The sequence below is a fragment of the Pseudomonas sp. R32 genome (assembly GCF_009866705.1).
In the GTDB taxonomy this organism is placed as follows: Bacteria; Pseudomonadota; Gammaproteobacteria; order Pseudomonadales; family Pseudomonadaceae; genus Aquipseudomonas; species Aquipseudomonas donghuensis.
In genome coordinates, this window is the sequence record NZ_CP019396.1 from 2,827,515 (window position 1) to 2,853,124 (window position 25,610).

15 protein-coding genes and 3 pseudogenes are annotated in these 25,610 nt (G+C 57.2%); 10 read left to right on the forward strand and 8 right to left on the reverse strand.

Annotation, left to right across the window (positions count from 1 at the left end; all coding sequences use genetic code 11):
• The first annotated feature begins 229 nt into the window (after nt 1-229).
• The 6 genes and pseudogenes from PspR32_RS13370 to PspR32_RS26385 form a co-directional block, all read left to right on the forward strand.
• Nucleotides 230-4,729 carry a PIN domain-containing protein gene (locus PspR32_RS13370; protein WP_232531732.1) on the forward strand — a complete coding sequence of 1,500 codons (4,500 nt, stop codon included), beginning with the start codon at nt 230-232 and terminating at the stop codon, nt 4,727-4,729.
• Between the two features lie 324 nt (nt 4,730-5,053).
• Nucleotides 5,054-6,189 (forward strand): annotated as a pseudogene (locus PspR32_RS13380) (IS3 family transposase).
• A gap of 262 nt (nt 6,190-6,451) precedes the next feature.
• Nucleotides 6,452-7,387 carry a LysR family transcriptional regulator gene (locus tag PspR32_RS13385; RefSeq protein WP_159388666.1) on the forward strand — a complete coding sequence of 312 codons (936 nt, stop codon included), beginning with the start codon at nt 6,452-6,454 and terminating at the stop codon, nt 7,385-7,387.
• A 173-nt stretch (nt 7,388-7,560) separates the two neighbouring features.
• Nucleotides 7,561-9,012 carry an FAD-dependent tricarballylate dehydrogenase TcuA gene (gene tcuA, locus PspR32_RS13390; RefSeq protein WP_010220064.1) on the forward strand — a complete coding sequence of 484 codons (1,452 nt, stop codon included), beginning with the start codon at nt 7,561-7,563 and terminating at the stop codon, nt 9,010-9,012.
• The gene (tcuB, locus tag PspR32_RS13395) at nt 8,999-10,156 is read left to right on the forward strand and encodes a tricarballylate utilization 4Fe-4S protein TcuB (RefSeq protein WP_159388667.1); all 1,158 of its coding nucleotides are present in this window, start codon (nt 8,999-9,001) and stop codon (nt 10,154-10,156) included. Before tcuA ends, tcuB begins: the two co-directional genes overlap by 14 nt.
• 47 nt (nt 10,157-10,203) lie before the next feature.
• Nucleotides 10,204-10,386, forward strand: a pseudogene (locus tag PspR32_RS26385) (citrate-proton symporter); the annotation flags it as partial.
• A gap of 36 nt (nt 10,387-10,422) precedes the next feature.
• Here PspR32_RS26385 and PspR32_RS13405 read toward each other — a convergent pair.
• The 5 genes from PspR32_RS13405 to PspR32_RS13425 all read right to left on the reverse strand — a co-directional run bounded on the left by PspR32_RS13405 (nt 10,423) and on the right by PspR32_RS13425 (nt 17,423).
• Nucleotides 10,423-12,096, reverse strand: coding sequence for a methyl-accepting chemotaxis protein (locus tag PspR32_RS13405; RefSeq protein WP_159388668.1), 1,674 nt, complete (start codon nt 12,094-12,096; stop codon nt 10,423-10,425).
• Between the two features lie 80 nt (nt 12,097-12,176).
• Nucleotides 12,177-13,430, reverse strand: coding sequence for an OprD family porin (locus PspR32_RS13410; RefSeq protein WP_036997213.1), 1,254 nt, complete (start codon nt 13,428-13,430; stop codon nt 12,177-12,179).
• A gap of 91 nt (nt 13,431-13,521) precedes the next feature.
• Nucleotides 13,522-14,826, reverse strand: coding sequence for a CitMHS family transporter (locus PspR32_RS13415; RefSeq protein WP_010220068.1), 1,305 nt, complete (start codon nt 14,824-14,826; stop codon nt 13,522-13,524).
• Between the two features lie 139 nt (nt 14,827-14,965).
• The gene (locus PspR32_RS13420) at nt 14,966-16,297 is read right to left on the reverse strand and encodes a dicarboxylate/amino acid:cation symporter (protein WP_159389386.1); all 1,332 of its coding nucleotides are present in this window, start codon (nt 16,295-16,297) and stop codon (nt 14,966-14,968) included.
• Between the two features lie 43 nt (nt 16,298-16,340).
• Entirely contained in the window at nt 16,341-17,423 is a 1,083-nt protein-coding gene (locus PspR32_RS13425; protein WP_010220072.1) for a 4-oxalomesaconate tautomerase, read from the reverse strand.
• Nucleotides 17,424-17,589: 166 nt separating this feature from the next.
• Here PspR32_RS13425 and PspR32_RS13430 point away from each other — a divergent pair, with 166 nt between their 5' ends.
• The 3 genes and pseudogenes from PspR32_RS13430 to PspR32_RS13440 form a co-directional block, all read left to right on the forward strand.
• Nucleotides 17,590-18,480, forward strand: a complete 891-nt coding sequence (locus PspR32_RS13430; protein ID WP_010220074.1) for a LysR family transcriptional regulator — start codon at nt 17,590-17,592, stop codon at nt 18,478-18,480.
• 178 nt (nt 18,481-18,658) lie between these two features.
• Complete coding sequence (locus PspR32_RS13435) at nt 18,659-19,039, forward strand: termination factor Rho (protein ID WP_159389387.1); 381 nt, start codon at nt 18,659-18,661, stop codon at nt 19,037-19,039.
• 134 nt (nt 19,040-19,173) lie between these two features.
• Nucleotides 19,174-19,529, forward strand: a pseudogene (locus tag PspR32_RS13440) (CinA family protein); the annotation flags it as partial.
• 202 nt (nt 19,530-19,731) lie between these two features.
• On the opposite strand, the gene PspR32_RS13445 reads toward PspR32_RS13440, so the two are convergent.
• The 3 genes from PspR32_RS13445 to PspR32_RS13455 all read right to left on the reverse strand — a co-directional run bounded on the left by PspR32_RS13445 (nt 19,732) and on the right by PspR32_RS13455 (nt 23,616).
• Nucleotides 19,732-22,104 (reverse strand): TonB-dependent siderophore receptor, encoded by a 2,373-nt coding sequence (locus PspR32_RS13445; protein ID WP_159389388.1) that lies wholly within the window; start codon nt 22,102-22,104, stop codon nt 19,732-19,734.
• A gap of 151 nt (nt 22,105-22,255) precedes the next feature.
• Nucleotides 22,256-23,098: a FecR family protein gene (locus PspR32_RS13450; RefSeq protein ID WP_159388669.1), complete on the reverse strand. Its 843-nt coding sequence runs from the start codon at nt 23,096-23,098 to the stop codon at nt 22,256-22,258.
• The gene (locus tag PspR32_RS13455; RefSeq protein WP_159388670.1) at nt 23,095-23,616 is read right to left on the reverse strand and encodes an RNA polymerase sigma factor; all 522 of its coding nucleotides are present in this window, start codon (nt 23,614-23,616) and stop codon (nt 23,095-23,097) included. Before PspR32_RS13455 ends, PspR32_RS13450 begins: the two co-directional genes overlap by 4 nt.
• A 134-nt stretch (nt 23,617-23,750) precedes the next feature.
• Between PspR32_RS13455 and PspR32_RS13460 the strand changes: the two genes are divergently transcribed.
• Nucleotides 23,751-25,604, forward strand: coding sequence for an ABC transporter ATP-binding protein (locus tag PspR32_RS13460; RefSeq protein ID WP_159388671.1), 1,854 nt, complete (start codon nt 23,751-23,753; stop codon nt 25,602-25,604).
• The last annotated feature ends 6 nt before the right edge of the window (nt 25,605-25,610 follow it).

The following is a 25,610-nucleotide window of genomic DNA, read 5'->3' on the forward strand; positions in this document are numbered from 1 at the left end:
CAACCAGAGCCGTCTTTCTCAATCCGATCTTGTCCAGGCTGCACGCAGCTGGGCCGAGCAAACGGCGGCGTAGAAACCCCTTCACCTGACTACGCATTTCAATTGGTGGCCTGTAAAATGCCTCCATAATCAGCGTTGCGAACCAGGTATGGCAAAGGCTCCAAGGAAACAGCCCCCAAGGGTAGCTCCAACCAAAGAAGGCGTACCTGCGAAAAATCGTAGGAAGAATGTGGCGAGTCCGGTATCCACCGGCGATCGCGGTGGTTCATTCGAGCGCCGCGTACAAGCTGTCCGCGTACTCGCCATGTGTCTCGGTTTGCAGTGCCCAGGTGCCCGGGATGGATTCGTCATCACTCGCTTGCTATTCCAGGGGCGAGTCTTCGATCACGACACCGACGACCTAATCATCGATATCTGGCATCCCGTTACCGGGCAGAAAGCTACTCAACGCCTGCAGATGAAGCGGTCGTTGAAGCCAACGGACAACAAGAACTTCAACGAATCAGTAGGCCTTGCTTGGGAAGATTTCTGCAAGCCCGATTTCCGTCGCAACGTTGATGAACTCCTTATCGTCTATAACTCCTCCAGCAACACTGCCATGCATGCTGCGCAAGAAGTGCTTCGTTACGCCGTGAATTCCGGTACGGCTGACGATTGGTACGTGCGTGTGCACGCCGAAGGTTCCAGCAACGAAAGCAACCGCAAAGCCTATTTCGCAATCAAGCGCGCGGTAGAGCTTCAATTGGGATCGGAGGTGGACAAGGTAGATCTCTACCCATTTGCGCTCCATCTGAAGTTCATGCCGCATGATCTGGACTCCGACCGCACGATAGAAGTCGACACCCAGAAACAACTCATTAGCCAACGCACCCATAACCGCCAAAGTGGCGACGTATGGGCTACGCTGCAGGCCCTGTGTGCTGAACTCAACGGGACGGCTGGTGAAATTTGCTTGGATACAGCTGAGCGCCATTTAGGCTCGTTAGCCACTGAGTTTCAAGCCACCCGCGCCCTTTGGGACGGATACCAAGCGCTTCAAAGCGCAAGGCAGAACAACCTGGGCCCTGGCTCATTGGGTAACCAGGCCGGCGCCCTCTTGAACCCTGAGGCGCATAGTCAGTTACAACCGCTCGCAGAGTTGTTGAGACCGCTGCTTGGCGAGGCTGGAATCCCCCAGAGTGCTGTGATGGCGGATGAGCTTCCATCAGCCCGAGCGACCTCCTCTGACCCGCGCATCTCGCGACACCTCGATCGAATCACCGAATGGCAACGAGCTCACAGATACCAAGACTGTCTCAATCAGTTGGAGCTTCTTGAAAGTGATCTGGATGAGTTTGACGACCACCAAAAGGCCAGATGGTACCTCCTGCGCGGCCTTTCGTTGTGGCACCAGGGGGAGGACATCGCTGCAGCGAATGATTTCGACGCTGCTGTAAATCTCTGTGATTCCGATGACCGAGTCTCCGCTGCGGCAGTCCGGGCTTGTATGCTCCGAGACCAGGTGCAGCAGGCTGTGGAGATTGGTACGACCTTGCTGGAGCGTTTCCCTGAGTCCTTCATCGTCTGGGCCACTACGACCAATGCTCGGATTCTTGCGGGCGAGCGGGTCAATGAGGACGATATTCCAAGCGCTTTTGTCGACAAGGCGACTGCCTGGCAGTTGGTTGCCTCCTCATATGGGGGAGCAGATGACGACCAAGGTGCAGTTCGCGCAATGCGCATCGCGTTAGATAAACCAGATTGTTCATTTTTCACCCTCGAATCTTATTTGCGCTACGCCATACGGTTGGCAACCCTCGATCCGGTACGGGTCAACTGCCGATCGCTACTGGCTGCCCACGCAGAGATGTTGCTGGACGCAATGTCGCGCTTTGACAATCGCGACGATACGGTCTGGTCTGCACAGAGTCCCAAGACTGTAAGCGATGTAGTTGGTCACCTTGCGTACTCTATGGTACTGCTCGAACGTGCAGAGGAAGCCTTGGAGCTGCTCCAGCAAGCCCGGATGAAAGGCGTACCCTTTACTGAGGTTATGGTTCGGGTCGAGATCGAAGCCATGTGCGACCTGAACCGCTGGCAGGAAGTGACTGAGCGCTTCCAAAGCACGCTTGATTCCATGCCAGACGAGGCTTTGCTGCGGTATGGCCATGCATGCATGGCGCAGTCGCGAGTTGACTTATTGCAGATCGCGCGTGAGGAGGTGGCACGTCGGACGGGGTCTGAGGTCGCGTCCCGCATAGCAATCATGCTGCAGCATCTGCATTGGGAATTACTGCTACAAGATGGCGATTCATCTGCAGTACGTGATGAGCTAGAGCAGAAAGGCGTCACACCGCATAGCACCTCTGTCATTGACCTATGCTTTGCGTGCCGTGCTTATGAGCGCGAAGAGACTCTCCGTAATCGTTATGTAGATCGTGTTGCCCACTTAGCGCCCGCCTCCTCCGATCCCCAGGAGCTAGCCATCGGTGCTCGGGCGATGGTTCGAGCGCAGCGCTACGATGTTGCTATGGGCCTGCTCGAAAAGCTTCTCCCTGTTGATGCGTTTACGGCTCTGCATGTCGATCTGCTTCATTGCTACATCCTCACAGGAATGCAGGCTAAAGCACTTAATCTGCTGCAATCGATGCCTACTACGTGGCGCGAATCGCCGGAGGCGCGAGAGCAGGCAATCTTCCTCTATAACAGCGCGGGCGACTGGATTCGAATGCGCGAGATTATGGAGCTGAACCTTTCTGAGTCACCTATGGATGCTAACGCATGGCTTATGTTTCTCCGTGTGACGGCGTGCGAAGGTGTTTTGGATTTTGATTCTAAAGTGGCGGACATCCCTGTTCTGGTTGAAGGTCAAGCCAAGACACTGTTGCTGTTGGCCAGTACTGAAATGCGTCATGGACAGGTTCAAAAAGGCCTCGATCGAATCGCCTACGCAATGCGTTCGGCCTTGGGAGATGTTGAAGCCGCTGCGACTCACGTGCAGGTAATGCTGACGGTCTCGGAAGAGATATCGGAAGAAATGCGGAATGTTCACCGGGCCCCGACAATCGTCACGCCTGGAACGTCGATAGAACTGGCTGATGAACAGGGTTGCGTTCGCCATGTCACCATTGATTTTGAAGGGGCTACCTATCCTCCCGGCTCTTCTGAGTTCATTGCTCCACACTCTGAGCTCGCCTCCAGCTTACTCGGACTGGGTATCGGTGGAGCGGTGTCTGTCAGCAATCTGGTGGGTACGCAACATTTTGAGGTGAAGGGGGTATGTACCTTTCATCGTCGGCTGCTGGAGCTTTCGCACAAGCTGATCACTGATTCTGTTGTTCCGAGTAAAAGCCTTGTATCGATGACCATTGCACAAGACGCGAATGGCGAAATGGATTTCTCGTTCTTCCTCAAGCAACTTGACCAGCAACGTGCTCAGGTAAATGACCTACTGACGCTCTATGCAGAGCATCCGCTAACGCTTGGCTTGGTCGCCAAACGGTTAGGGCGGGACATCATCGATATAGTGCGCGGCTGGGATCATGATGGCCCATGGTTGCAAGTCACTTCGGCTGCAGGCGATACCCATGATGCTTTTCCTGGCCAGATTGAGGGCTCAATCTGGGTGGTCGACCTGGCAATGCTCACGGAGCTCGCGACTCTGGGCCTTCTCGATCTTCTCGGTCACCTAACCAAGGTCTATGTCAGCACTGCCACTCGCAGAGCACTGGATGTGAAGATCGAATCCTCATCAGTATTTCAAAATAGCGGCACGATGTTTTCGCATGAGGGGCAGCTTGGATACCATGAGGAAACAGAGGATTCTCATGCCCTGAATCGGGCTTTCCTGAAAAGCATCGACCTGGCAATTTCTAACTACTGTATCGTCGTACCGGCATATGGGCCGCTCCACCCTACCCCCGTCTTGCAACGCCTTAGAGATCTACTCGACATGGAGGAGCATGCTTGCCTGACGCTCTGTCACGAGTATCACACTGGGTTGTTATCCTTGGATGGCCGTCTTCGCCAGCTCGCACAGTCGCTCGACGTTATTTCTGCAACGCCTCAGATGTTGCTCAAAGCGATGGTCGACGACGGTGTGTTGAGGCCTGTCGAGTACTCTCGTGCACTCATCAGGATGATTATCGCTCGACGTAACTTCATTTCGATCAGTTCCTCAGACCTCATAGCCATGATGGATCAAGGGTTGGCCTTCGCGAATGCGGGTATCAAAAGTCTACGCCGGTACCTCGCCGTGCCTACCGTGGTTTTCGGTTCTGCGGCTACTGCCGTCATGGAGTTTATCTGTGAGATGTACAGATCCGGACGGTGTACATTTGTCATACTGCTGGAGCTGATCAAGCATCTGGTGGAACCACTTTTCCGGCATCCCGACTGCCCTGAGAATTTTGTCGATCGAAGTCAGAGGTTTCTAGAGCGGTGCATCCCCGAATTAACATCGATGCACTTGGAGTTCATCAAGCTACAACTCGTCTGTGCTAAAGGAGAGGCACTGAGTCCGATAAAGATAGTGAAACTGGATGCCCATGATGTCTGTCTTCGATATGCACCTCAGTACAGGCATCATGACAACGCGTCCTATCTGACACATCTTGTGGATCATGCCCCCGCAGAGGACGAGCAAGCTGCTAAATATCTCACTCAGGACGCGGATGAGGTGATCCAGGAGCAGGCAGAGGCCAACTCACCTGCTCAAGTAGAGTCAAGGATCAAAACGGGTGATAGTTAAATGCGTCGTACCAGCGCACGTATCGATTTACGTCAACAGGCACCTGCGCCGGTGCCTTCGATCTCAAACCCGAGGGAATGTGGGGGGCTGCTTATATCCGTATTAAAGGGCGATCGTGGATTTAGAAATGGTACTTTTCAAGGCGTCGCCTAAACGCTTCCTCTGACCCTTCCATGATGTCCAGCACGGCGGTCGCTGCTTCCTTCCTATCCAACCCTCCTTGCGCCAATACCCCACCTTTACCGTTCACCGATTCCAGTGCAATGGACTGCCCCCGGAAAGGTAGACATCCCCGGCCTATGCTTTGAGCATAGGAGGAAGTCTATGAGTACCCAGCGATACACCCCGGAATTCAAGGCGGAAGCCGTCAGGCAGGTGGTTGAACGCGGCTATTCAGTCGCGGAGATTGCCGCACGGCTCGGCGTCTCGACTCACAGCCTCTATAAATGGGTGAGCGCCGTCACCCCTGATAAATCAGAAAAGCAGGCCAGCGAATTGCTCGAAGCCAAGAGTGAAATCCTGCGGCTACGGGCCCAAATGCGCCGCCTTGAAGAAGAGCTGGATATCTTAAAAAAAGCCGCGCGGTACTTTGCCAGAGAGCCCGAGTGAAGTACCGCTTCATGAACGAGCATCGTCATCAGTATGCAATTACCACGATGTGCAGGGTATTGCGGATCGCTCGTGCCGGGTTCTACCAATGGCTACACAAGCCCGTTTCTGAGCGCGACCAGGATAACGACCGCTTGCTGAAACTGATCCGCGATTCCTATGCGGCCAGCCGAGGGGTTTACGGTGCTCTACGCGTCTATGGCGACTTGCGGGAAGCCGGCGAGAGTTGCGGCAAACACCGCGTTGCGCGGTTGATGCGTGCCAACCGGATCAAGGCGTTGAGGGGCTATAAGGCGCCGCGCCCAATTGCCGGGCGGCCGTCGATTATTGCACCCAATCATCTCAACCGAGCATTCACAGTTGATGCCCCCAACAAGGCTTGGGTGACCGACATCACCTACATCCGCACATGGCAGGGTTGGCTGTATTTGGCCGTGGTGGTGGATCTCTATGCGCGCAAGGTCGTGGGCTGGTCGATGAAGCCGACATTGGCCCGTGAACTCGCGCTGGACGCGTTATTGATGGCGCTCTGGCGCCGTCGGCCCAAGGAGCGCGTACTGGTGCACTCCGATCAGGGCAGCCAGTACGGCTGTGATGACTGGAAGCGCTTTTGCTTGGCCAATAACCTTGAGCAGAGCATGAGTCGGCGTGGCAACTGCTGGGATAATGCCGTGGCGGAGTCTTTTTTCAGCAGCCTGAAAAAAGAACGGATCCGTAAGCGCATCTAGAAAACCCGTGACTTGGCCAGGGCCGATGTGTTCGATTACATCGAAGTGTTTTACAACCGTACTCGCCGTCATAGTCACTTGGGCGGCGTCAGTCCTGAGGCCTTTGAAAGCGCCTCGTTATGAGGCCGGAAAATGTCTATTGGAATGGGGGTAGTCCAGTACTGAGGCCAATAAAGCTAGGTTTATGAACATCAATCGATGAACGGCCGCATTCGTTTCGAGGACTTTGAGTCCGCAATCTCCGGCCCGTGAGTGGCTTATGAACATATGAGAACGCCCACTTGTTAAACGAGGTGCCATGTTAATAATGTTCATGAGCCTCGTAAGGCACTGATGTGAGGATCGATAGGCACTCCAACAACAATTTGACGTGGAGCAGCAACGCTTGGAATTGAGACAACTGCGCTATTTCGTAAAAATCCTCGAACACGGCAGCTTGGGACGCGCAGCTCTTGAACTGGACGTCGGCGTATCAGCCCTTAGCCAACAGATCGCGAAACTTGAAAGTGAACTGTCAACCCGCCTCCTTAATCGCACTACTACTGGCGTCACACCGACCTGCTCCGGTATGGCGTTCCTGCACCATGCCCAGCTATGTTTGCGGCAAGCCGAAAATGCGATCATGGCCGCTCACCGTGGGCGAATGAGTGGATATGTCACCGTCGGAATGGCGCCCACGACTGCCACTGTTCTTGCCCTGCCATTGATCAATGCGATGCGAGAGCGCTACCCGGATATTCAATTGCACCTGGTCGAGATGCTATCCGGGCATTTGGCCACGCAACTCAATGCTCGCCAGATCGACCTGGCCATTCTGTCTCAACTTGAAGGTGGTAAGCGCTGGAGCGTGACACCGCTGCTCGACGAGAAACTATTTGTCATCAGCGCACCGCACCTGCCCCACGCACCACAAGGAATCAGCGTGCAACTGTCGGATCTGGGGCAACTTCCACTGGTGATGCCGAGTGCGCAACACGGTTTGCGTTCTACGCTGATGGTTGCGTTTGAACGTTCGGGATTGGCTCCCAACATCATCATGGAAGTGGATGGCCTTGCCGTATTGATGAACGCCGTACGCGCAGGTCATGCCGCCACCATCCAGCCCGGTGCGGCAGCGGCGCTCAAAGGTGAGTCGGGACTTTCAGTGGTGGAAATTTCCGATGCTCACGTAGGTCGAAGAAACCTGCTGGCGACACTGCCTGATGATGAGCTGTCTCCCGCTGCTCTGGCGGCGCGATTGGTCATCACCGATGTCGCTCGGCAGTTGGTCGTTGATCAACAGTGGCCGGGAGCGTCGTGGATTGAGGACGTCGCGTCATGATACCGGCGCCCACTCTTCCCGGTTTCCAATACTGGGGTATCCGCGCCAAAGCCTTTACGAAAACTAAACACCCAGATTCATTTCGCGCCTTTCGACAATAAGCTGACAGCTCTACCTTCTCCCCACTCGCGAGGAGCACTTCGTTCATGCCTCCTTGCGATTGAGGAGTGATGATGATCGATGTATTGGTGATTGGCGGTGGCAATGCCGCCTTGTGTGCAGCGTTGATGGCTCGAGAGGCCGGCGCTAGCGTCATGTTGCTGGAAGGTGCACCAAAAATCTGGCGCGGCGGCAACTCGCAACACACCCGAAACCTGCGCTGCATGCACGACGCACCGCAAGATGTGTTGGTCGATGCCTATCCCGAAGAAGAATATTGGCAGGATCTGCTGAAAGTCACCGGTGGGATTACCAACGAAAAGCTTGCACGTATTGTCATCCGCGCCTCGTCGAACTGCCGTGACTGGATGCGCTGCCATGGTGTGCATTTTCAGCCGTCGTTGTCGGGTGCCCTACATGTTGCGCGCACCAATGCGTTTTTCATGGGCGGCGGCAAAGCGTTAGTTAATGCGTACTTCCGCAGCGCCGAGCGGCTGGGCATCAAGATCCGCTACAACGCTCAAGTCACTGACATTGAGTTGAAGGGCGCAGAGTTCGTCGCGGCGTACATCGGTGAACGAGAGGTCGATGGTCAGCGTTTACCCGCCGAGCGTATTCAGGCCAAAGCCTGCGTTCTGGCAGCTGGCGGTTTTGAGTCGAACCGCGCATGGCTCCGCGAAGCTTGGGGTCAAAACGAGCGCGGAGAATGGCCCTCAGACAATTTTCTGATTCGCGGGACGCGCTTCAATACCGGCGTACTGCTTCGGCGCATGCAGAACCTGGGCGCCGATTTCATTGGTGACCCGACGCAAGCGCACATGGTGGCCATCGACGCCCGCGCGCCCCTGTATGACGGAGGTATCTGTACCCGTATCGATTGCGTATCGCTGGGCGTGGTGGTTAATCGCGACGGCGAACGCTTCTACGATGAGGGCGAAGACTTCTGGCCCAAGCGCTATGCGATCTGGGGGCGCCTGGTCGCGGGGCAACCCGGCCAACAGGCCTACTCGATCATCGACCAACAAGCCCTCGGACGGTTCATGCCACCGGTATTTCCGGGCACTAAAGCCAACTCGCTGGAAGATCTGGCCCGCCAGTTGAAGCTTCCCGTTACGCAATTCGTCAAAACCATCGAGCAATACAACGCCGCCTGCCGCGTCGGCACGTTCGACCACACCGCGCTGGACAATTGCCACACCGAAGGTTTGACACCCGCCAAAACCCATTGGGCCCGCCCATTGGTAAAGCCCCCCTTCTGCGCCTACCCACTCAAGCCAGGCGTGACCTTCACCTATCTGGGGCTGGCTACCGACGATACCGCGGCCGTTCACTTCAACGGTGAGGCTAGCCCCAACCTGTTTGTCGCAGGAGAAATGATGGCGGGCAACGTATTGGGCAAGGGCTATACCGCCGGCATCGGTATGGCCATTGGTACCGCATTCGGTCGCATCGCCGGTGTGCAAGCCGCGGCTGCGGCCGGCTTCCTGACCCCTTCATCCACGGAGCCCCAACATGCAGCTGTTTGATCCCAAGGCACCGGGTAATTTGATTCCCGTACTCAACCTTGATGAAAGCGAAGTTCAGCGACAGATGAGTGTTTGCAATGCCTGCCGTTATTGCGAAGGTTTCTGTGCTGTATTCCCAGCCATGACGAGGCGTCTGGAGTTTTCTCAGGCGGATATCCATTACCTGGCGAACCTTTGCCATAACTGCGGTGCGTGCCTGCATGCCTGTCAGTACGCTGCCCCTCACGAATTCGGAATCAATGTGCCCAAGGCCATGGCCAAAGTCCGCCTCGACACTTATTCCGAGTACGCCTGGCCACAGGTGATGGGCAAGTTGTACCGGCGCAACGGGCTGGCGCTGGCGCTGGCATCCGGTGCGGGGTTGGCACTGTTCCTCTGCCTCACGTTGATGGTGATGGGCAATCTATTGACCGCAATGCCCGGGGGGAATTTCTACGGGATCTTCCCGCATAACACCCTGGCACTGATGTTCGGTGCAGTTTTCGGTTTCTCGGTACTTGCATTGACGATTGGCGTGCGGCGCTTCTGGCGCAACGTTTCACCGGCGGATGCCCCCCGGCAGGAAAAGACAGCCGCTGCACTGGAGGCCGCGGCCAACGTCGCCCGACTCAAATACCTGGACGGGGGTCATGGCGAGGGCTGCAATAATGCCGATGATCAGTTCACCCTATGGCGGCGGCGCTTGCACCACTTCACCTTCTACGGCTTCATGCTGTGCTTCGCCGCCACCGGTGTCGCCACGCTTTACCATTTCCTGCTGGACTGGTCGGCGCCCTACCCCGTTCTGAGCTTGCCGGTGATGCTGGGCATCGCAGGTGGAGTCGGCCTGCTGATAGGCCCCGCAGGTCTGTTGTGGTTGAACCTGCGTCGCAACCCGGAGCACGGCGACGAAAATCAGAAACCCATGGATCGTGGCTTTATCGCGCTGCTGTTTCTAGTCAGTGCCAGCGGCCTGGCACTCCTGGCGTTTCGCGAAAGCGCGGCCCTAGGCTTGATGCTGGCGATCCATCTCGGCCTGGTCATGGCGTTTTTCCTGACTATGCCCTACAGCAAATTCGCCCATGGCATCTTCCGCAGCGCCGCGCTGCTCAAGCACGCCATCGAAGAACGCCAACCCAGCCCGATCAACGGAGGTAGCGACTGATCGGCGATCCACTCATTCCAAAAACAATAGTGATCACCACGGTAGCCATGATGAAAACAACAACTCAAGACACCCGATCCAAGGGGTCGAAACTGGGCGCCATCCTGCGGGTCACTAGCGCGGACAATTCGACTTCTTTTTGTTCGGGTTCTATGCAACTTACATCAGGGCTGATCGTGACGCTGTCGATCATGGCCGCGGGCACGGTCTTGATCGCCTTGGTTCCGGGCCAGCATAGGCCCTGACAAGTGCTGTGCAGGACGGCATCAAATTTTGAATTGCCCCAGCAAGCTTTGCAGGCGATTGCCGATCATATACATCTCATCGACTGTCTTGACCCCGAGCTGAGTCTGACCGGCTACGCTGTCAATTGCGCGCGCGATCTGATGCACCCCGCGGTTGATCTCTTCAGCCACTGAGGTTTGCTCCTGCGCAGCGCTGGCGATCTGTGCGTTCATCGCATTGATAGTAGCAATCAGTTCGACCGTATTGCCCAGAAATTCAGCCGCCTGATCGGCCTGAGCGTTAGCGCCTTGAGCGGCTTGAGTGGATTGGCGCATGGCACTGACTACGCCACCCGTAGTGCTCTTGAGACGCTCAACCATTGCCTGGATTTCCTGGGTACTGCGCTGAGTACGACTGGCCAGGGCTCGTACTTCATCTGCAACCACCGCAAACCCGCGCCCGGCCGCACCGGCACGGGCTGCTTCAATGGCCGCATTGAGTGCCAGAAGATTGGTCTGTTCAGCAATCGAGCGAATGACATCCAGCACGGTGACGATAGAAGCTACGTCGTTTTGAAGGCTCTTCATGGAGATACCACTCTCATCAAGCTCCACGGTCAGCGCCTGAATTCGAGTCATGCTGCCATTGACTATTTGCCCCGCGTGTCGGGACTGTCTGTCGATTTTGACGGCTGCGTCTGCAGCATTTTGCGCACTGACCGACACTTCCTGCGCTGCCGATGACATCTCGTTTATCGCCGCGGCCACCTGGTCGGCTTCCTGGCGCTGTTTATCCATAGTGCGGTCGATTTGCCTGCTCTGCTCGGCCACATGGCTCACAGATCCATTCAACTGCTCGCTCATGGCAACGATTTGGCTGACGAGGCTGTGAATCTTTTCGATAAACGCATTGAACGAACCGGCAAGTTGTCCCAGCTCATCTCGACTTACAAGCGGCAGACGCCTTGTCAGATCACCCTCACCCGCAGCGATTTCGTCAAGATGGATTCGGATCAGGGTCAGGGGACGCAAACTGCGCCTGACCAGCAGTAGAGTCAGTGCCCCAATAATGCCAATCAGTGCGGTAGCGGTGATGGCTATGCTGTACATCAAGTTGCGTACCCGTAGATCAACATCGGCCCGTACCTTGGCGACCTGAACCTCAATGCTGTCCAGGTTGACCGCGGTGACCACGATCATGTCCCACTTGGGCAAATAAAAACTGTATGCGAGCTTCGGCACCACCTTATCGGTGTTGACCACGCCACCTGAATAGTTGACGAAGTGAGTGTCATTTTTTGCCGCTGCAACCATTTCACGGTTCAAAAAAATCCCGTTGATGTCCTTGCGATCACTCATGTTAATGCCGACGCCTTCGCTGCTGTCACCACGAAACAGGCGTACAACCTGGCTGTCATACCCAATGAAATAACCGTCATCACCATACTTCACTTTCGACAAACGACTGATCGCCAAGGCTCGGCTGGTGGGATCTCCGGGAGCCGCCCGATCATAAAGCTCGGCTACAGAAGTGCGAGCAATGCTCGCGTAATCCTTGAGCCGTATGCGGCTGTCCTCAAGCAGTCGCTCGCGGGTGTGAGCGACTTCTTGCTCAGCCTGGGACTGCAACGTGCCGCGGGTGCTCAAACCTAAAACCAGAGCAAACAACATCACTGGTAGTAAGGTCAGCAACAGTATTTTGGTTTTGAATGACATCGTTGAAATCCTTCACCCAATCCTATGCAGCCGCCACTGAAGAGGCGGCCTGCGAACATCGCGAGGCCGCGATCAGGGAATCACCAGAGCGCGATGTCGTAGGTAAAGTAGATCCGGTTGCTGTCACGGCCACGGGAATAATCAGAGCGATAAACGTAGTTACGCAACCGCACCCCCAGACCTTTGAAGGTACCTTGTTGCACGATGTAAGCCAGTTCAGCGTCACGCTCCCACTCTTTGACCGTGGTGGTGGACTTACCATCGTTGCCGCTCAGATAACGGGTGGAGAACGTTAGGCCCGGCACGCCGAGGGCAGCAAAGTTATAGCCGTAATTAAGCATCCAGGTTTTTTCATCCTCCTCGACAAACTTACCTATCCCGGCGTTGCTGAACGAGTAGACAGTCGCGCCACTGATGAAGGGCAAACCGGCATCGCCGCTGAGGGTCTGGTAGCCACCACCGAAAGTATGGCCGGAGATGGCGTAGGACAGTTGTCCGCTCAGCATGTTGTTGTCGATCTTGCCACCGTAGGCCGAGCCGGTATCGACACTGTTGAAGTAGCGCAAATCACTGGTCAGCACACCGCCGCCCAAGGGTAGGTCGTGCTGGATACCTGCAAAATTCTGACGGTAAAAGTTTTCCAGTTCGCCGTAGAAGTAACTCAAGCGGACGTTTTTCCCCAGCTTGTATTCGGCCCCTGCGTAGCTGAAGTCCCCTGATTTATCCCCGCCATAACCGTCGGGCACAATCGGCATGCTGTCGGTGGAATCGCGCAGTTTGAATCGATCCAGGTAGCCGCCGGTGAGGGTGAGGTTCTCGATGTCCACGCTACTGACCTGTGTGCCCTGATACGTTTGCGGCAACAGACGCGCATCGTTGTAGATCAGCACCGGAGTCTTGGGTAGCAAGGTGCCGTATTTGACCGTGGTCTTGGCCAGCTGGGCCTTGGCAGTCATGCCCAGACTTGCGAACTCGTCAGCCGCTCGACCGTCATCATGGACGGGCAACAAGCCCGTGCCGCTGCGGCCACGACCGGAGTCGAGCTTGACCCCGAGCAGGCCAAGGGCATCCACACCAAACCCAATGGTGCCGGGGGTAAATCCCGATTGGTAATCCAACAGAAATCCCTGGGCCCACTCGGTTCGCTCGCTCTTCGCCGTCCTTGCCGATTTGGTACTCAAGCCATGCTCGTCGCGGAAATTCTCATTGAAATAGACGTTGCGCAATTGCAGCTTGAGCTTGCTGTCGTCGATAAAACCTTCAGCGCTAACGCTGGCCAATGGCAAAAGTGCAAGAAGAGGGAATGAAACGCCACGGGTAAACAAAGTCTTCATAGCGAACTACTCATTGTTGTTATTTAGAGTGCAGGACAGCGCGCGCCTCACTGGTGAGGCACGTCAGGAAAAAGCAGGTGGTTTTGGGGAATCAGGTGAAGAGACTGATCGCCCCGGTCAGCAGGGCTAGCGCGGTAATCACCAGGGAAGTGAGCACCGCCCATTTGACGGTGGCTTTCTGGAAATCGCCGATATCGCGATCAACCATACCCACCAGCAACAGGGTTGAAGCTACCAACGGACTCATCAGGTGTACTGGCTGGCCGAGAATCGATGCACGGGCGATCTCCACCGGATCAATGCCATAGGCCGCAGCGGCATTCGCCAAGATGGGCACCACACCGAAGTAATAAGCATCGTTGGACAGGACGAAGGTCAGCGGCATGCTGGTAATCGCCACTACCAGCGGGAACAAATGCCCCCAGGACGGTGGAATCCAGTCAACCAGGGTTTGCGCCAGAGAGTCGACCATCTTGGTGCCCGAGAAGATCCCGGCAAAGATACCGGCGGCAAACACCAAAAGTACGACGGTCATGGCGTTGCCCGAATGGGCAAGGATGCGTTCCTTCTGAATATCCAGTTGCGGATAGTTGATCATCAGCGCCAGTACGAACCCGATCAGGAACAGGATCGCGGAATGCATGATCCCCATCACCAGTGCGACCATCACCGCGATAACCAACAACAGGTTAACGTAGGCCAGTTTCGGTCGCTTGTGCGGAGTGTCTTCAAGAATCGCCTTGATGTAGCAATCTCCCCCGCCGCTTTCCAACTGGATATTTCCGATCCGTTTGCGTTCCGCACGGCCCAGCAAAAACGCGGTGAACACCACCCACATAGCACCGCCAATCATGGTCGGCAGCAAGGGAACGAAGTAGGCACCGGCATCCAGGCCCAACGCCGCGATCGCCCGGGTCGCTGGGCCACCCCAAGGGGTCATACCACTCATGATGCTCAGAGAAAGCATGGCAATGGTCGCCAGAATCATCGGATTCATCCCGATACGTTTGTATAGGGGAAGCATTGCCGCGCAGGTAATCATGTAGGTGGTGGTGCCATCACCGTCCAGGGCAACCAGCAGCGACAGCAACGCTGTGCCGACAGCGATTTTCATCGGGTCGCCGTTGACGCGCTTGAGGATCTTGCGAATCAGCGGGTCGAACAGGCCGGCGTCGATCATCAAGCCAAAAAACAAGATCGCGAACAGCAGGAGAGCGGCCGAAGGAGCGACCATTTTCAAGCCATCGAGCATCATCTTGCCGGTAGTGCCACCGAAGCCTCCAATGACGGCAAAGACAATCGGCACCACCGTCAGGGCGACTATCGGTGACAACCGTTTGGTCATTATCAGGACGGTGAAGACCACCACCATGGCCAAGCCAAGCAATGCGAGCATAGGTAAGTTCTCTTGTTCTTATGAGTAGCGTGGCCGACGCACAGGCGCACGACCCCGTACCCGCCAGACGGCACGATCAACGGTGCCTGGCGGGGGTATTCATTGAGGTATTTAGGGGGCTTGATTCAGCCGTGACCGGTCAGGCGTGTTCCGTAACCTTCAGGCCATCCCAGTTTTCGCTCTGGGCTTGGGTTGGGGTCGCTGCGGGCGAAGGTTTGCCGTCCAGTGTCCGCATCAGTGTTTCGCGATCGCAGGCATTCTCCGAGATGGACATCACTACGGTGGCCACGGCGTTGCTTGCCAGACTGGTCAAAGCCCGGGCCTCTGACATGAAGCGGTCGATGCCGATCAGCAGGGCAAGGCCGGCCAAGGGAATGTCATGGATGACAGTCAGTGTCGAAGCCAGCGCGACAAAACCGGCGCCGGTGACGCCTGCCGCGCCCTTCGAGGACAACAGCATGATTGCCAGCATGGTCACGGTCTGCGTCAGGCTCAGCTCAATGTTGCAGGCCTGAGCAATGAACACCGCTGCCAGCGAGAGGTAGATCGCCGTACCGTCGAGGTTGAACGAATAACCCGTTGGCAGCACCAGCCCCACCACACCTTTTTTGCAACCCAGGGCTTGCAGCTTTTCCAACATCCGTGGCATCACAGGCTCGGTGGAGGAAGTCCCCAGCACCACCAGGAATTCTTCGCGCAAGTAGCGCAGCAACTTCCAGAGACTGAAGCCATTCGCCCGGCAAATGCTCCCCAGCACCACAAAGACGAAGAAGGCACAGGCGATGTACAAGGTCATGATCAGCTTGGCCAACGAGCCCAACGAGGTAATACCGTACTGGCCCACGGTGAAGGCCAAAGCGCCAAAGGCACCGATCGGAGCGAAGCGCATCAAGTAGGAGAAGATCTTGAACACCATGTGCGAGGCGGATTCCAGTACATCCAGTACCGGCTTGCCACGCTCACCTATGGCCGAAAGCGCAAAACCGCAAAGCACCGCGATGAACAACACCGGCAGCACTTCACCTTTATTGAAAGCACCGATGAATGTGTCGGGGATGATGTGCATGAAAAACTCGACCACGCCCAGCTTCGCGGCGGAATCGGTGTACTGCGACAGGCCCTTGGTGCTCAACTGGGTGGGGTCAATGTTCATGCCCACACCGGGCTTGAACAGGTAGACCGCCACCAGGCCGATGATCAGACTGATCACGGTTAGCGCCAGGAACAGCAGCATGGTCTTGCTCAACAGACGCCCGAGGGAGTGTTTGTCGCTCATGCCGGCGATACCCGTGACGATGGTGCAGAACACCACCGGAGCGATCATCATCTTGATCAGCTTGATGAAGGCATCACCTAGCGGTTTCAAGGCAATGGCCTGTTGTGACCAAAAATGCCCAACCAGCACACCCAACAGCACGGCGAAGAGAATCTGGAAGTAGAGCGATTTTACAACTTTCATGGCATCACCCATTTTTAGAATTGTGCTGATGCAATAACGGCAATGACTAGGGAAATTATCCGGCAAGTCGTTGGGAAGCCGCGGCGTAGACAAAACCGGAGAACAACCGGCGCGATGTACGCACCACCGAAGCACGAATTGTCTCACCCTGATCGCCGGTGTAGGACAATACGACATCTATCCCGCCACTTGGATGTTCAATGCGTACTTGCTTCAAGCGTGGCTCGCTAACCCCGCCGAGCAATTGCGCGACCACACTGCCTTCAGTGACACAAGCGGTGGCAAGGCCGATGGAGCCGGTGATCGCCAAGGCCCGGTGGCAGTTGTGTGGCATGAAGTAGCGCACTTGGATTGTGCCGCCAGCCTTGGCCGGTGACACCAGTACTGGCTTGGGAATCACTTTGTCGCTGACATCACCCAGGCCCATTGCCAGGCCGGCTTGCAGTCGCAAGGACTCCAGGCGACGCAGGAACTCTTTGTCGGCATCCAATTCAGCAGGACTTTCATCACCACGTTTACCCAGTTGGCCGGCTTCGACAATCATCATTGGCATCGCCATATCGATGCACGTCACCGCAATACCGTCGATCACATCCTGTGTTTGACCCGTCGGGAACAGTTTTCCGGTCTTGCTGCCTGCAGCGTCGAGAAAGGTCAGTTGCACAGGCGCGGCGGTACCTGGCACACCATCGATGGCGGTATCGCCTTCATAGCTGACCTTGCCGCCTGGGGTCTGGACTTCGGCGTTCACAAACGTCCCGGTGTTGAGGTTGCGAATACGCACGCAGGTCAGGTCTTTGCCGGCCTTTACCAACCCCTGCTCGATGGCGAAGGGGCCAACAGCGCAGAGCATGTTGCCGCAATTGGGCGCGGTGTCGACTCGACGCTGGGAAACCATAACTTGAACGAACAGATAGTCGACATCGGCGTCGGGATGCAGCGACGGGCTGACGATCGCCACCTTGCTGGTTTGTGGGCTTCCGCCACCGATGCCGTCAATTTCCAGCTCATGGCCGGAACCCATCAGGTTGAGCAGCAGCTCATCACGTTCTTCGATCGCAACAGGTAGATCCCAGGCGAGAAATACCGGGCCCTTGGAAGTACCACCGCGCATGAGCACACAGGGAATTCGTTGCATGAATACTGACTCTTATTGATCAATCGGGGTAATTGATGTGCTGAGAGCAAGAGTCGCAGGCTTTGAAAATTGTTTCCAATGCAAATATCAGCCTGATTATTGCGTTTAACGAATGAAGATTCTAGGATTCCCAGGCGCAACCACCCCCGTCTGCTGAGATAAAAAAGTGAATTATGAACTCAATGACATCCGATCTTTCGTGAAGATCGCAGAGCTTGGCAGCTTTCACGAAGCTGCCGATGCATTGCATCTCTCTCAACCGGCGTTGAGCCGGAGAATGAAAAAACTGGAAGAGGGATTGGGAACAGCGCTTCTTGATCGCACCACCAGAAGGGTCAGCCTCACCAGCGTGGGGCGAGATTTCCTGCCCAAGGCACGACGCTTACTGGATGATTTCGATGACTCGATACTCAACATCCGAGAGCTGGCGGAGCGCCAGAGCGGCCGGGTAACCCTCGCCTGCATCCCCACCGCAGCCTTCTACTTTTTGCCATCGGTCATCCGCCTCTACAACGAGCGCTATCCACAAATTCGCATTCGCTTGCTTGACCTGAGTGCGAACGAAGGACTGGAGGCTGTCCTGCGTGGCGAAGCCGACTTTGGCATCAACATGATGAGCGGCCAGCACCCGGACATAGAGTTCGTACCTTTGGTCAACGAACCTTTTGTCCTGGCGTGTCGACGCGATCATGAGTTGGCCAAACGAAGCGCCGTCACCTGGTCTGAACTCAGTAATTACCGCCTGATCGGAGTCGGTCGTCTGAGCGGCAACCGCATGTTGCTTGACCATGCTTTGTCGGGCTTGAGCTGGCGTCCACAGTGGTTCTATGAGGTGCAACACCTATCAACGTCGCTGGGTCTGGTAGAGGCTGGATTAGGCGTATCGGCAATGCCGAGCCTCGCAATGCCTGCTGTGGATCATCCAACATTGGTGAGCGTCCCGTTGATAGAGCCCGTGGTTAACCGATCGTTGGGACTGGTCTACCGAAGAGGCGCCTCCCTCTCCCCGGCTGCGGAAAAATTCGTCTCGATACTGCTGGAACAGTGGGAGAAATAACCTCACCCTTCCCGCTGGCCTGAGTTGAGATGCAGTGGTCAACTAATCCCGGACACTGCGCTACGTTTAGCCGGCGAGGTGTGGCAGTGGGCGCGTTCAAACCGCTCGTCCATTGCTTGGCACTCTGGCGGTGATAAAACCTCAACAGTACAAGTAAAGCATCTTGGGAGTGAACGTCATGCCACGGGGTGACAAGGATAAATACACGGATAAGCAAAAGCGCAAAGCCGAGCACATCGAAGAAAGCTATGAGCACAAAGGTGTTTCAAAGGATGAAGCCGAAGCGCGGGCATGGGCTACCGTCAACAAGCAGTCCGGAGGTGGCGAGAAGGCAGGTGGCTCTGGTGTCCGTACGTCTTCAGGCGAGAAGAGAGCCGCGAGGTCAGACTCGGCCAAACGTGCTGCAAAATCACGGCAAGGCTATTCGCGCACGTCATACTCATCGTTACAAACGCAGTCCAAGGAAAGCCTGATGAAGGAAGCGCGTAGCCAGAACATCAAAGGGCGCTCCACTATGACCAAGGCAGAATTGGTCGAAGCCCTGCGTAAACACGATTGATGAGGGCCTGAAAGGATACCACCAGTGAGGCAAACGGGCGGAACTTCGGCCTGCGGACAGTTTCCTCTGCTTATATCGGGCATTCTCGCCCGATCGCCAGGAGGAACAGCCTATGTCGACAACGCCGGGTGGCCCAGCGCCTTCTGCTAGTGAACCCAGAGACCATCGAGCGTTACGGCCTGACCAGTGAGGCAGTGGCCTGGGAGATGGCGCTGGGTGCCTTGAAGGACAGCAATGCCAATGGCGTCATCGCCACCACCGGTGTCGCTGGGCCTGCTCCTGAATCACAGGGGTAGCGCCCGGCACTTTATGCTTTGCTTGGGCATTTGCTGGCGAGCCCATCGCAGTATTTGCCCATACTTAGCGATTTTTCGGAGAACGCTCGCAGGTTATGCAGGAAGGCGCCCTCTATGGTTTGTCCCGGCTTACTCACTATCACGAACTTTGGCTGCGCGGGAGCGCGCATGAGGGGAATAGCGATGGCGGATGATGAGCTGGACTCAAGGAATCACCCCGTCCAGGAAGACATGGCAATGTAGTAACGAGTTTGGCGCTTTGAACGAGTAGGTTGGTATGTGCTCTTGGGTACCAGCGAGGATGGCATAGCCACCCTCTACCTGACATTGCGCAGCGTCTACGTGGGCAGGCTCGAAGGGGTAGTCAGCGCAGGCCCATCCAAGCGGGGTTGTTCATTACCACTGATGCGTATAACTCGCCGTCAACACCGTACCCGGCGCAGGCAGGTGGCTGGTGTTGTTGCTGTTACGCATCAGCTGGCTGTACAGCGGGTAGTAGTGGCGGTTGAACAGGTTCTGGATACCCACGCTGACCTGGTCGTCAGCAGTTACCTGGTACTGGCTGATCAGATCGACGGTGGTGTAACCATCGACCTTGCGTCGACCGAAGCTGGCAACGCCATCCAGACGATAGTCATCACCGTCAAAATAGGTGGCTTGCACACGGTTGCTCCAAACGTCGCTGGGCTTGAACTGCACGTAGGCGGTCAGCTTGAGTGGCGGGATGCGGTACCCGGTCATGTCCTGCCAGTCACCGGCGTCCGGCTGTTCCCTGCCCTTCATCCAGGTAAAGGTGCCACCTGCGCCCCAGCGTTCATCGTTGGTCAGCCAGTCGGCGCTGCCTTCTACGCCGTAGATCCGCTCTTTGGTGCGCGTGAGGATCAGGCCGTTGTTGAAGCTTTGCACATCGCCAAGTTTTGAGGTGGTGTAGAACACTGCCAACGACGCCAGCGTCTGCTCGCCCAATGCACCGCGCCAGCCCAACTCGTAATTGTTGGTTTTCACAGGTTCCAGGTTCGAAGAGTCGATGTCGAATCCACGTCGGGCGTTACGCAGCTGCACACCAATATCGGGCAACTGGAAACCCTGGCTGAACGCGGCATAGATTTCCTGGCCCGCCACCGGTGAGTAGGTCACGCTGAGGTTGGACAACACCGAGTCATAATGAACCTCACCGCCCTGGACGGTGGCCGGTTGGCTGGCTGCCGACTCCGACAGCGGGATGAAGTCATCGTATTCGGCGGTGGCGTACTCGTAACGCACACCACCTTCCATCGACCAGTGATCGTTGAACTTGTGCTGCAGCTGCGCAAAGCCCCCGACACTGCGCGAGGTCAGGTCAGGCATGTAGGTCAGCTTGCCGATCTTGTCGAACACCCTGCCGCCGCTGGCGTCGTAGACCTGCGGGTCGAAGATGTCGATGGGCATGTCGCTGCGCTCCTGGTTGAAGTCGGCGCCCCACAGCAGCTCGGTACTGCCCGCGCTGCCGATCGGGGTACGCAGCGTGACCCGGCTGCCGAACACTTCGCTGTTCTGCATCACTTGATCGACATTTCGCCCGCGCGTGGCCACTGCCCGCGCATCGAAAGGCGTGAAGCGGGTGAAGTAGTCGCGGTAGTAGAGCTGCGCATTCAGCGTACCGCCGAGTATGTCGGTGTGCGCGTATTCAAGGTTCAGCAGCGTGTTCTTGATCTGGTTCTGCTCGTCCAGCGCCAGGCCCGACAGTGGCCTGGCCGGCACAGAACCTGGCGGCAGCCTGGCGACCGACGGGTCGGAGGTATAGTCGGAGTCCTGCTCGGCGTTGTAGTGGCTGGCCGACAGCTGGATTCGCTGGACATCATCAATGCGCAAGCCCAGTTTGCCGCCAATGTTGTAGGTGTTGGAATCAAACAGATCACCCTGGCTGGGCTCTGGTGCGATGCGCTGCCCTTTGGCGTCATAGGAAGCGCCAATGTGCCGGGCGCCGAAGTCCAGGGCGTAATCGACCTGGCCCTGGGAGCCAGACAGGTGATGCTGCAACTGGCCGCCAAGGCCGTCACTGTCCAGTTGGCTCAGGGGCGATACGGCGCTCAGGCTGGTCTGTGCACGCGGTTCACCGCCGGCCGGGCGGGTGGTGATGGAGATGATGCCACCGGTTGCACCCGCACCATAAATAGCACTGCTACCGCGGATCACTTCGATGCGCTCGATCAGCGCCGGGTCGATGTTGGCAAGGTTGCGCGAGGAGTCGCGGTTGGTGTTGAGCGGGACACCATCGACCAGCACCAGCATCGTTCGTCCGCGCAGCGTCTGGCCGTAGTCGGTGATGGTGCGGCTGGAGTCAGCCATGCCGGGAATGCTTTTCGCCAGCAAGGTGGCCAGGCCATCGGAACCCTGGCGCAACTGCTCAAGTTGCTCGCGCTCGATGACATTGACCTGCCGGGCTTGCGGCACCAGGTCGCTGTTCAGACGCGACGAGCTGATTTCCAGGCTGGCTAGCTCCACTGCTGTGGAATCGTTGGCGGCCGCATCGGTAACAGCCGCAGATTTACCCGGTACCACCAGGTACGTGTGTTCGTTACGCTCCTGGATGGTCAGCCCGCTCTTGCCCAGCAGCCGTTCCAGCGCTTGCTGCAAGGTATAGCGGCCGCGCAGAGCAGGCGCAGTCTTGCCAGCAGCGATTTCGCTGGCAAACAGGATCTGTGCCGACGATTGGCGCGCAACGGCATTGAGGGATTTCTCCAGCGAGGTGGCTGGAACATCGAAATCGATCGGTGCAGATTGCGCCATCGACCATTGGCTGAGCAGCAGGCTGCTGGCCAGCAAGGACAGGCGCACAGGCGCACGCAGGAAGGGCTGACTCACGTTTTTATTCTCCACAAAGTAAGGTTGCAGGGAGATAGCCGTCAGCACAGCCGCGTAACCCTACCTCTGTCGAAAATTACTTTTTCGCGTCGCGCGATTTGATCAGCACCGCGCCATCGGTCGCGGTCGAAACGCTCACCGGCAGGATGCCGGGCAACAGCGCCAGCAGGCGTTCAACATGCTCGCTGTCGAACACACCGGATACCGGCAACCGGGCAATACCCGGGTCGATGAGCGTGATCGGCTGGCGGTGGTAGCGCTGGAGCGTGCCGATGACCTCGGCCAGCGGGGTGCTTTCAAACACCAAGCGGCTGTCTTTCCAGGCGGTGACATCATCGGCGCTGACCCGTGTTACCTGACCCGGGATGCCATCTCGCACGCGCAATTGCTGGCCAGGTTCGAGCAGCGCAACCGCATCGGTGGCGCTGCCCCGGACCGTTACCTTGCCTTTGGCCACGGTCACCTGCACCTCTTGCCCGTGCCGGTTGACGTTGAAGCGGGTGCCTACCACGCGCACCGTTGCCCCGCCGGCATCGACCAGGAACGGGCGATACACCCTCGACGAGACCTGGAACAGCGCCTGCCCCCGTTTCAGTTCAACCTGGCGAGTGCGCAGGTGCCAACGGATGGTCATCTCACTGTCGCTGTCGAGCAGGACCTGACTGCCATCGGCCAGCTGCAGTGCCTGGCGCTGACCGACCTGGCTGGCAATGTGCTGGGTTTGATAAGCGGGGTCGAACCAGACTGCACCAGCGGCCATTGCCAGCAGGATCAGCCCCAGCGTTTTGCCTGCTGTGCGCTTGCGCTTGGCGGGTGTTGGCGGCGGTAGCGGAAAACGCTGCTTGAGCGCTTCACGAAAGCGCGCAATGGCTTCGTCTTCTTCGCGATAGTCCTTGGTTTTTTGCGAGTTGCGGCTCATGGCAGTAGCGCCGTCCCCAGGTGTTTGCGGCAGGCGTTCATACCCAGGCGCAGGTGCTTTTCTACGGTTTTGAGGGATATGCCCAGACGTTCGGCCACTTCGGCTTGCGGCAGTTCATGCAATTTGTGCATCACGAACACCATTTGACAGCGCGCAGGCAAATTGGCAATCGCATCGGTCAGCAGCGCCAGGGTGCGTTCAGCGTCAACATGGCGCTCCTGGCTTGGGGCGCCACAGGCAACGTCAGGCAATGTCGCAACGCCGACCACCCAGGCCTGGCGTCGACGCTCGCTACGGTAGCGGGTGATGGCGATATCGTGAGCGATTTTGCGCAACAGGGCCACCGGCGTGCGCACACCTTGCTTTTCATCCTGTTCCAGCAACTGCAGACACAAGTCATGTACCACTTCACGGGCGAAGACCCGTTCACCGAAACGTCGGCGCACATGATCCACCAGCTCGTCATAATGGCGAGCCAATGTTGCCAGGAGTGTGGGTTTGCTAGGCTCGACCTGCACGATGACCTGCGCGAAGGGGGGAACGAATGCCTGGAAGGAAGGCGTGGTCGCGCAGTATAAATGCGAATACTTTACATTTAAAGCAAATACAACAACCTCTGCTCAACGATGTCCATCATCACTCGGAAACCGCCATGCTTCAGATTTTTGAACGACGCCTCGACCCTTTCCCGCCCGACGAAGTACCACCCCCGCCGGTGGGCCTGTTGCGCTTTATGTGGGCCTGCACGCGCGGCGCGCGTGGCTATGTGCTTGCGCTCGCGCTGCTCAGTGCCAGTGTGTCGATTTACGAAGCCTGGTTGTTCTCCTTTCTTGGCCAGGTCGTCGACCTGCTCTCGTCCTGGCAGGCAGGCGGCGTTGCCGACGGCCAGGAACGTCGCGTGCTCTGGGGTATCGCTATCGTGCTGTTTAGCAGCATCGGGCTGGTGGCGCTGCGCACCCTGGTGCAGCACCAGATACTGGCGATCAATCTACCGCTGCGATTGCGCTGGGACTTCCATCGCCTGATGTTGCGGCAAAGCCTTTCGTTCTTTTCCGATGAGTTCTCCGGCCGGGTGACCACCAAGGTGATGCAGACGGCACTCGCCGTGCGCGAAGTGCTGTTCACGGTGATCGAGATCGCCCCCGGGATCGGGGTGTATTTCATCGCCATCATCGCCCTGGCCGGTGGCTTCGCCCTGAAGCTGATGCTGCCTTTCATTGCCTGGGTCGCGTTGTTCGGGCTGGCCATGCTGTACTTCGTGCCGCGCCTGGGGCAAGTCGGGCAGGAACAGGCCCATGCGCGGTCATCGATGACCGGTCGCATCTCGGACGCCTACACCAACATCACCACGGTGAAACTGTTCTCCCACTCCAAACGTGAGGCGCACTTCGCGCGTGCGGCGATGGAGGATTTCAAGCAAACCGGCTTTCGCCAGATGCGCCTGGTCAGCCAGTTCGAGATCGTCAACCAGATGCTGGTGGTAGCACTGATTGTGGGCGCAGGCGGCTATGCCCTGTGGTTGTGGCACCAGGGTGAAGTCGGTACCGGGGCGGTGGCGGCGATTACCGCCATGGCCCTGCGCATCAATGGCATGTCGCACTGGATCATGTGGCAAATGACTTCACTGTTCGAGAACATCGGCACCGTTCAGGATGGCATGGCCACCCTCACCCGTGGCCCCAAGGTGCAGGATGCGCCGAACGCGGGTGTGCTGCAGACACGCGGCGGCGCGGTGAGCTTCGACAATGTAAGCTTCAACTACAACGGTGAGCGCCAGGTGCTCGATGGCCTGAGCCTGAAGATACGCGCAGGTGAAAAGGTCGGCCTGGTGGGTCGCTCCGGCGCCGGCAAGTCCACGCTGATCAACCTGCTACTGCGCTTTTACGACGTGGACAAGGGGGTGATCCGCATCGATGGACAAAACATCGCCGAGGTAACGCAAGACAGCCTGCGCAGCGCCATCGGCATGGTCACTCAGGATACCTCCCTGCTGCATCGCTCCATTGGCGACAACATCGCCTATGGCCGTCCCGATGCAACCGATGTGCAAATTCGCACTGCCGCGATCCATGCCCAGGCCGATGGCTTTATCAACCAGCTGAGCGACAAGCAGGGCCATCGCGGCTACGACACCCTGGTGGGTGAGCGCGGCATCAAGCTCTCGGGCGGCCAGCGCCAACGCATTGCCATTGCCCGGGTGATGCTCAAGAACGCCCCGATCCTGCTGCTCGACGAGGCCACCAGCGCGCTGGATTCCGAGGTGGAAGTCGCTATCCAGGAAAGTCTCGGCGAAATGATGGAGGGCAAGACCGTCATCGCCATCGCCCACCGGCTGTCCACCATCGCGGCTATGGACCGTCTCATCGTCATGGATGAGGGGCGCATCATCGAGCAAGGTACGCACGCCGAATTGCTCGGCAGGAACGGCACCTATGCTCGCCTGTGGCAGCACCAGAGTGGTGGGTTTCTGGGCGAGGATCAGGGGCTGGCCCAAGCCGTGGAGTAGTCATGG

Coding starts and splice junctions, on each gene's coding strand:
- tcuA (WP_010220064.1), top strand. CDS start 7,561: ATGATCGATGTATTGGTGATTGGCGGTGGCAATGCCGCCTTGTGTGCA.
- PspR32_RS13415 (WP_010220068.1), bottom strand. CDS start 14,826: ATGCTCGCATTGCTTGGCTTGGCCATGGTGGTGGTCTTCACCGTCCTG.
- tcuB (WP_159388667.1), top strand. CDS start 8,999: ATGCAGCTGTTTGATCCCAAGGCACCGGGTAATTTGATTCCCGTACTC.
- PspR32_RS13420 (WP_159389386.1), bottom strand. CDS start 16,297: ATGGGTGATGCCATGAAAGTTGTAAAATCGCTCTACTTCCAGATTCTC.
- PspR32_RS13460 (WP_159388671.1), top strand. CDS start 23,751: ATGCTTCAGATTTTTGAACGACGCCTCGACCCTTTCCCGCCCGACGAA.
- PspR32_RS13435 (WP_159389387.1), top strand. CDS start 18,659: ATGCCACGGGGTGACAAGGATAAATACACGGATAAGCAAAAGCGCAAA.
- PspR32_RS13410 (WP_036997213.1), bottom strand. CDS start 13,430: ATGAAGACTTTGTTTACCCGTGGCGTTTCATTCCCTCTTCTTGCACTT.
- PspR32_RS13405 (WP_159388668.1), bottom strand. CDS start 12,096: ATGTCATTCAAAACCAAAATACTGTTGCTGACCTTACTACCAGTGATG.
- PspR32_RS13450 (WP_159388669.1), bottom strand. CDS start 23,098: ATGAGCCGCAACTCGCAAAAAACCAAGGACTATCGCGAAGAAGACGAA.
- PspR32_RS13445 (WP_159389388.1), bottom strand. CDS start 22,104: ATGGCGCAATCTGCACCGATCGATTTCGATGTTCCAGCCACCTCGCTG.
- PspR32_RS13425 (WP_010220072.1), bottom strand. CDS start 17,423: ATGCAACGAATTCCCTGTGTGCTCATGCGCGGTGGTACTTCCAAGGGC.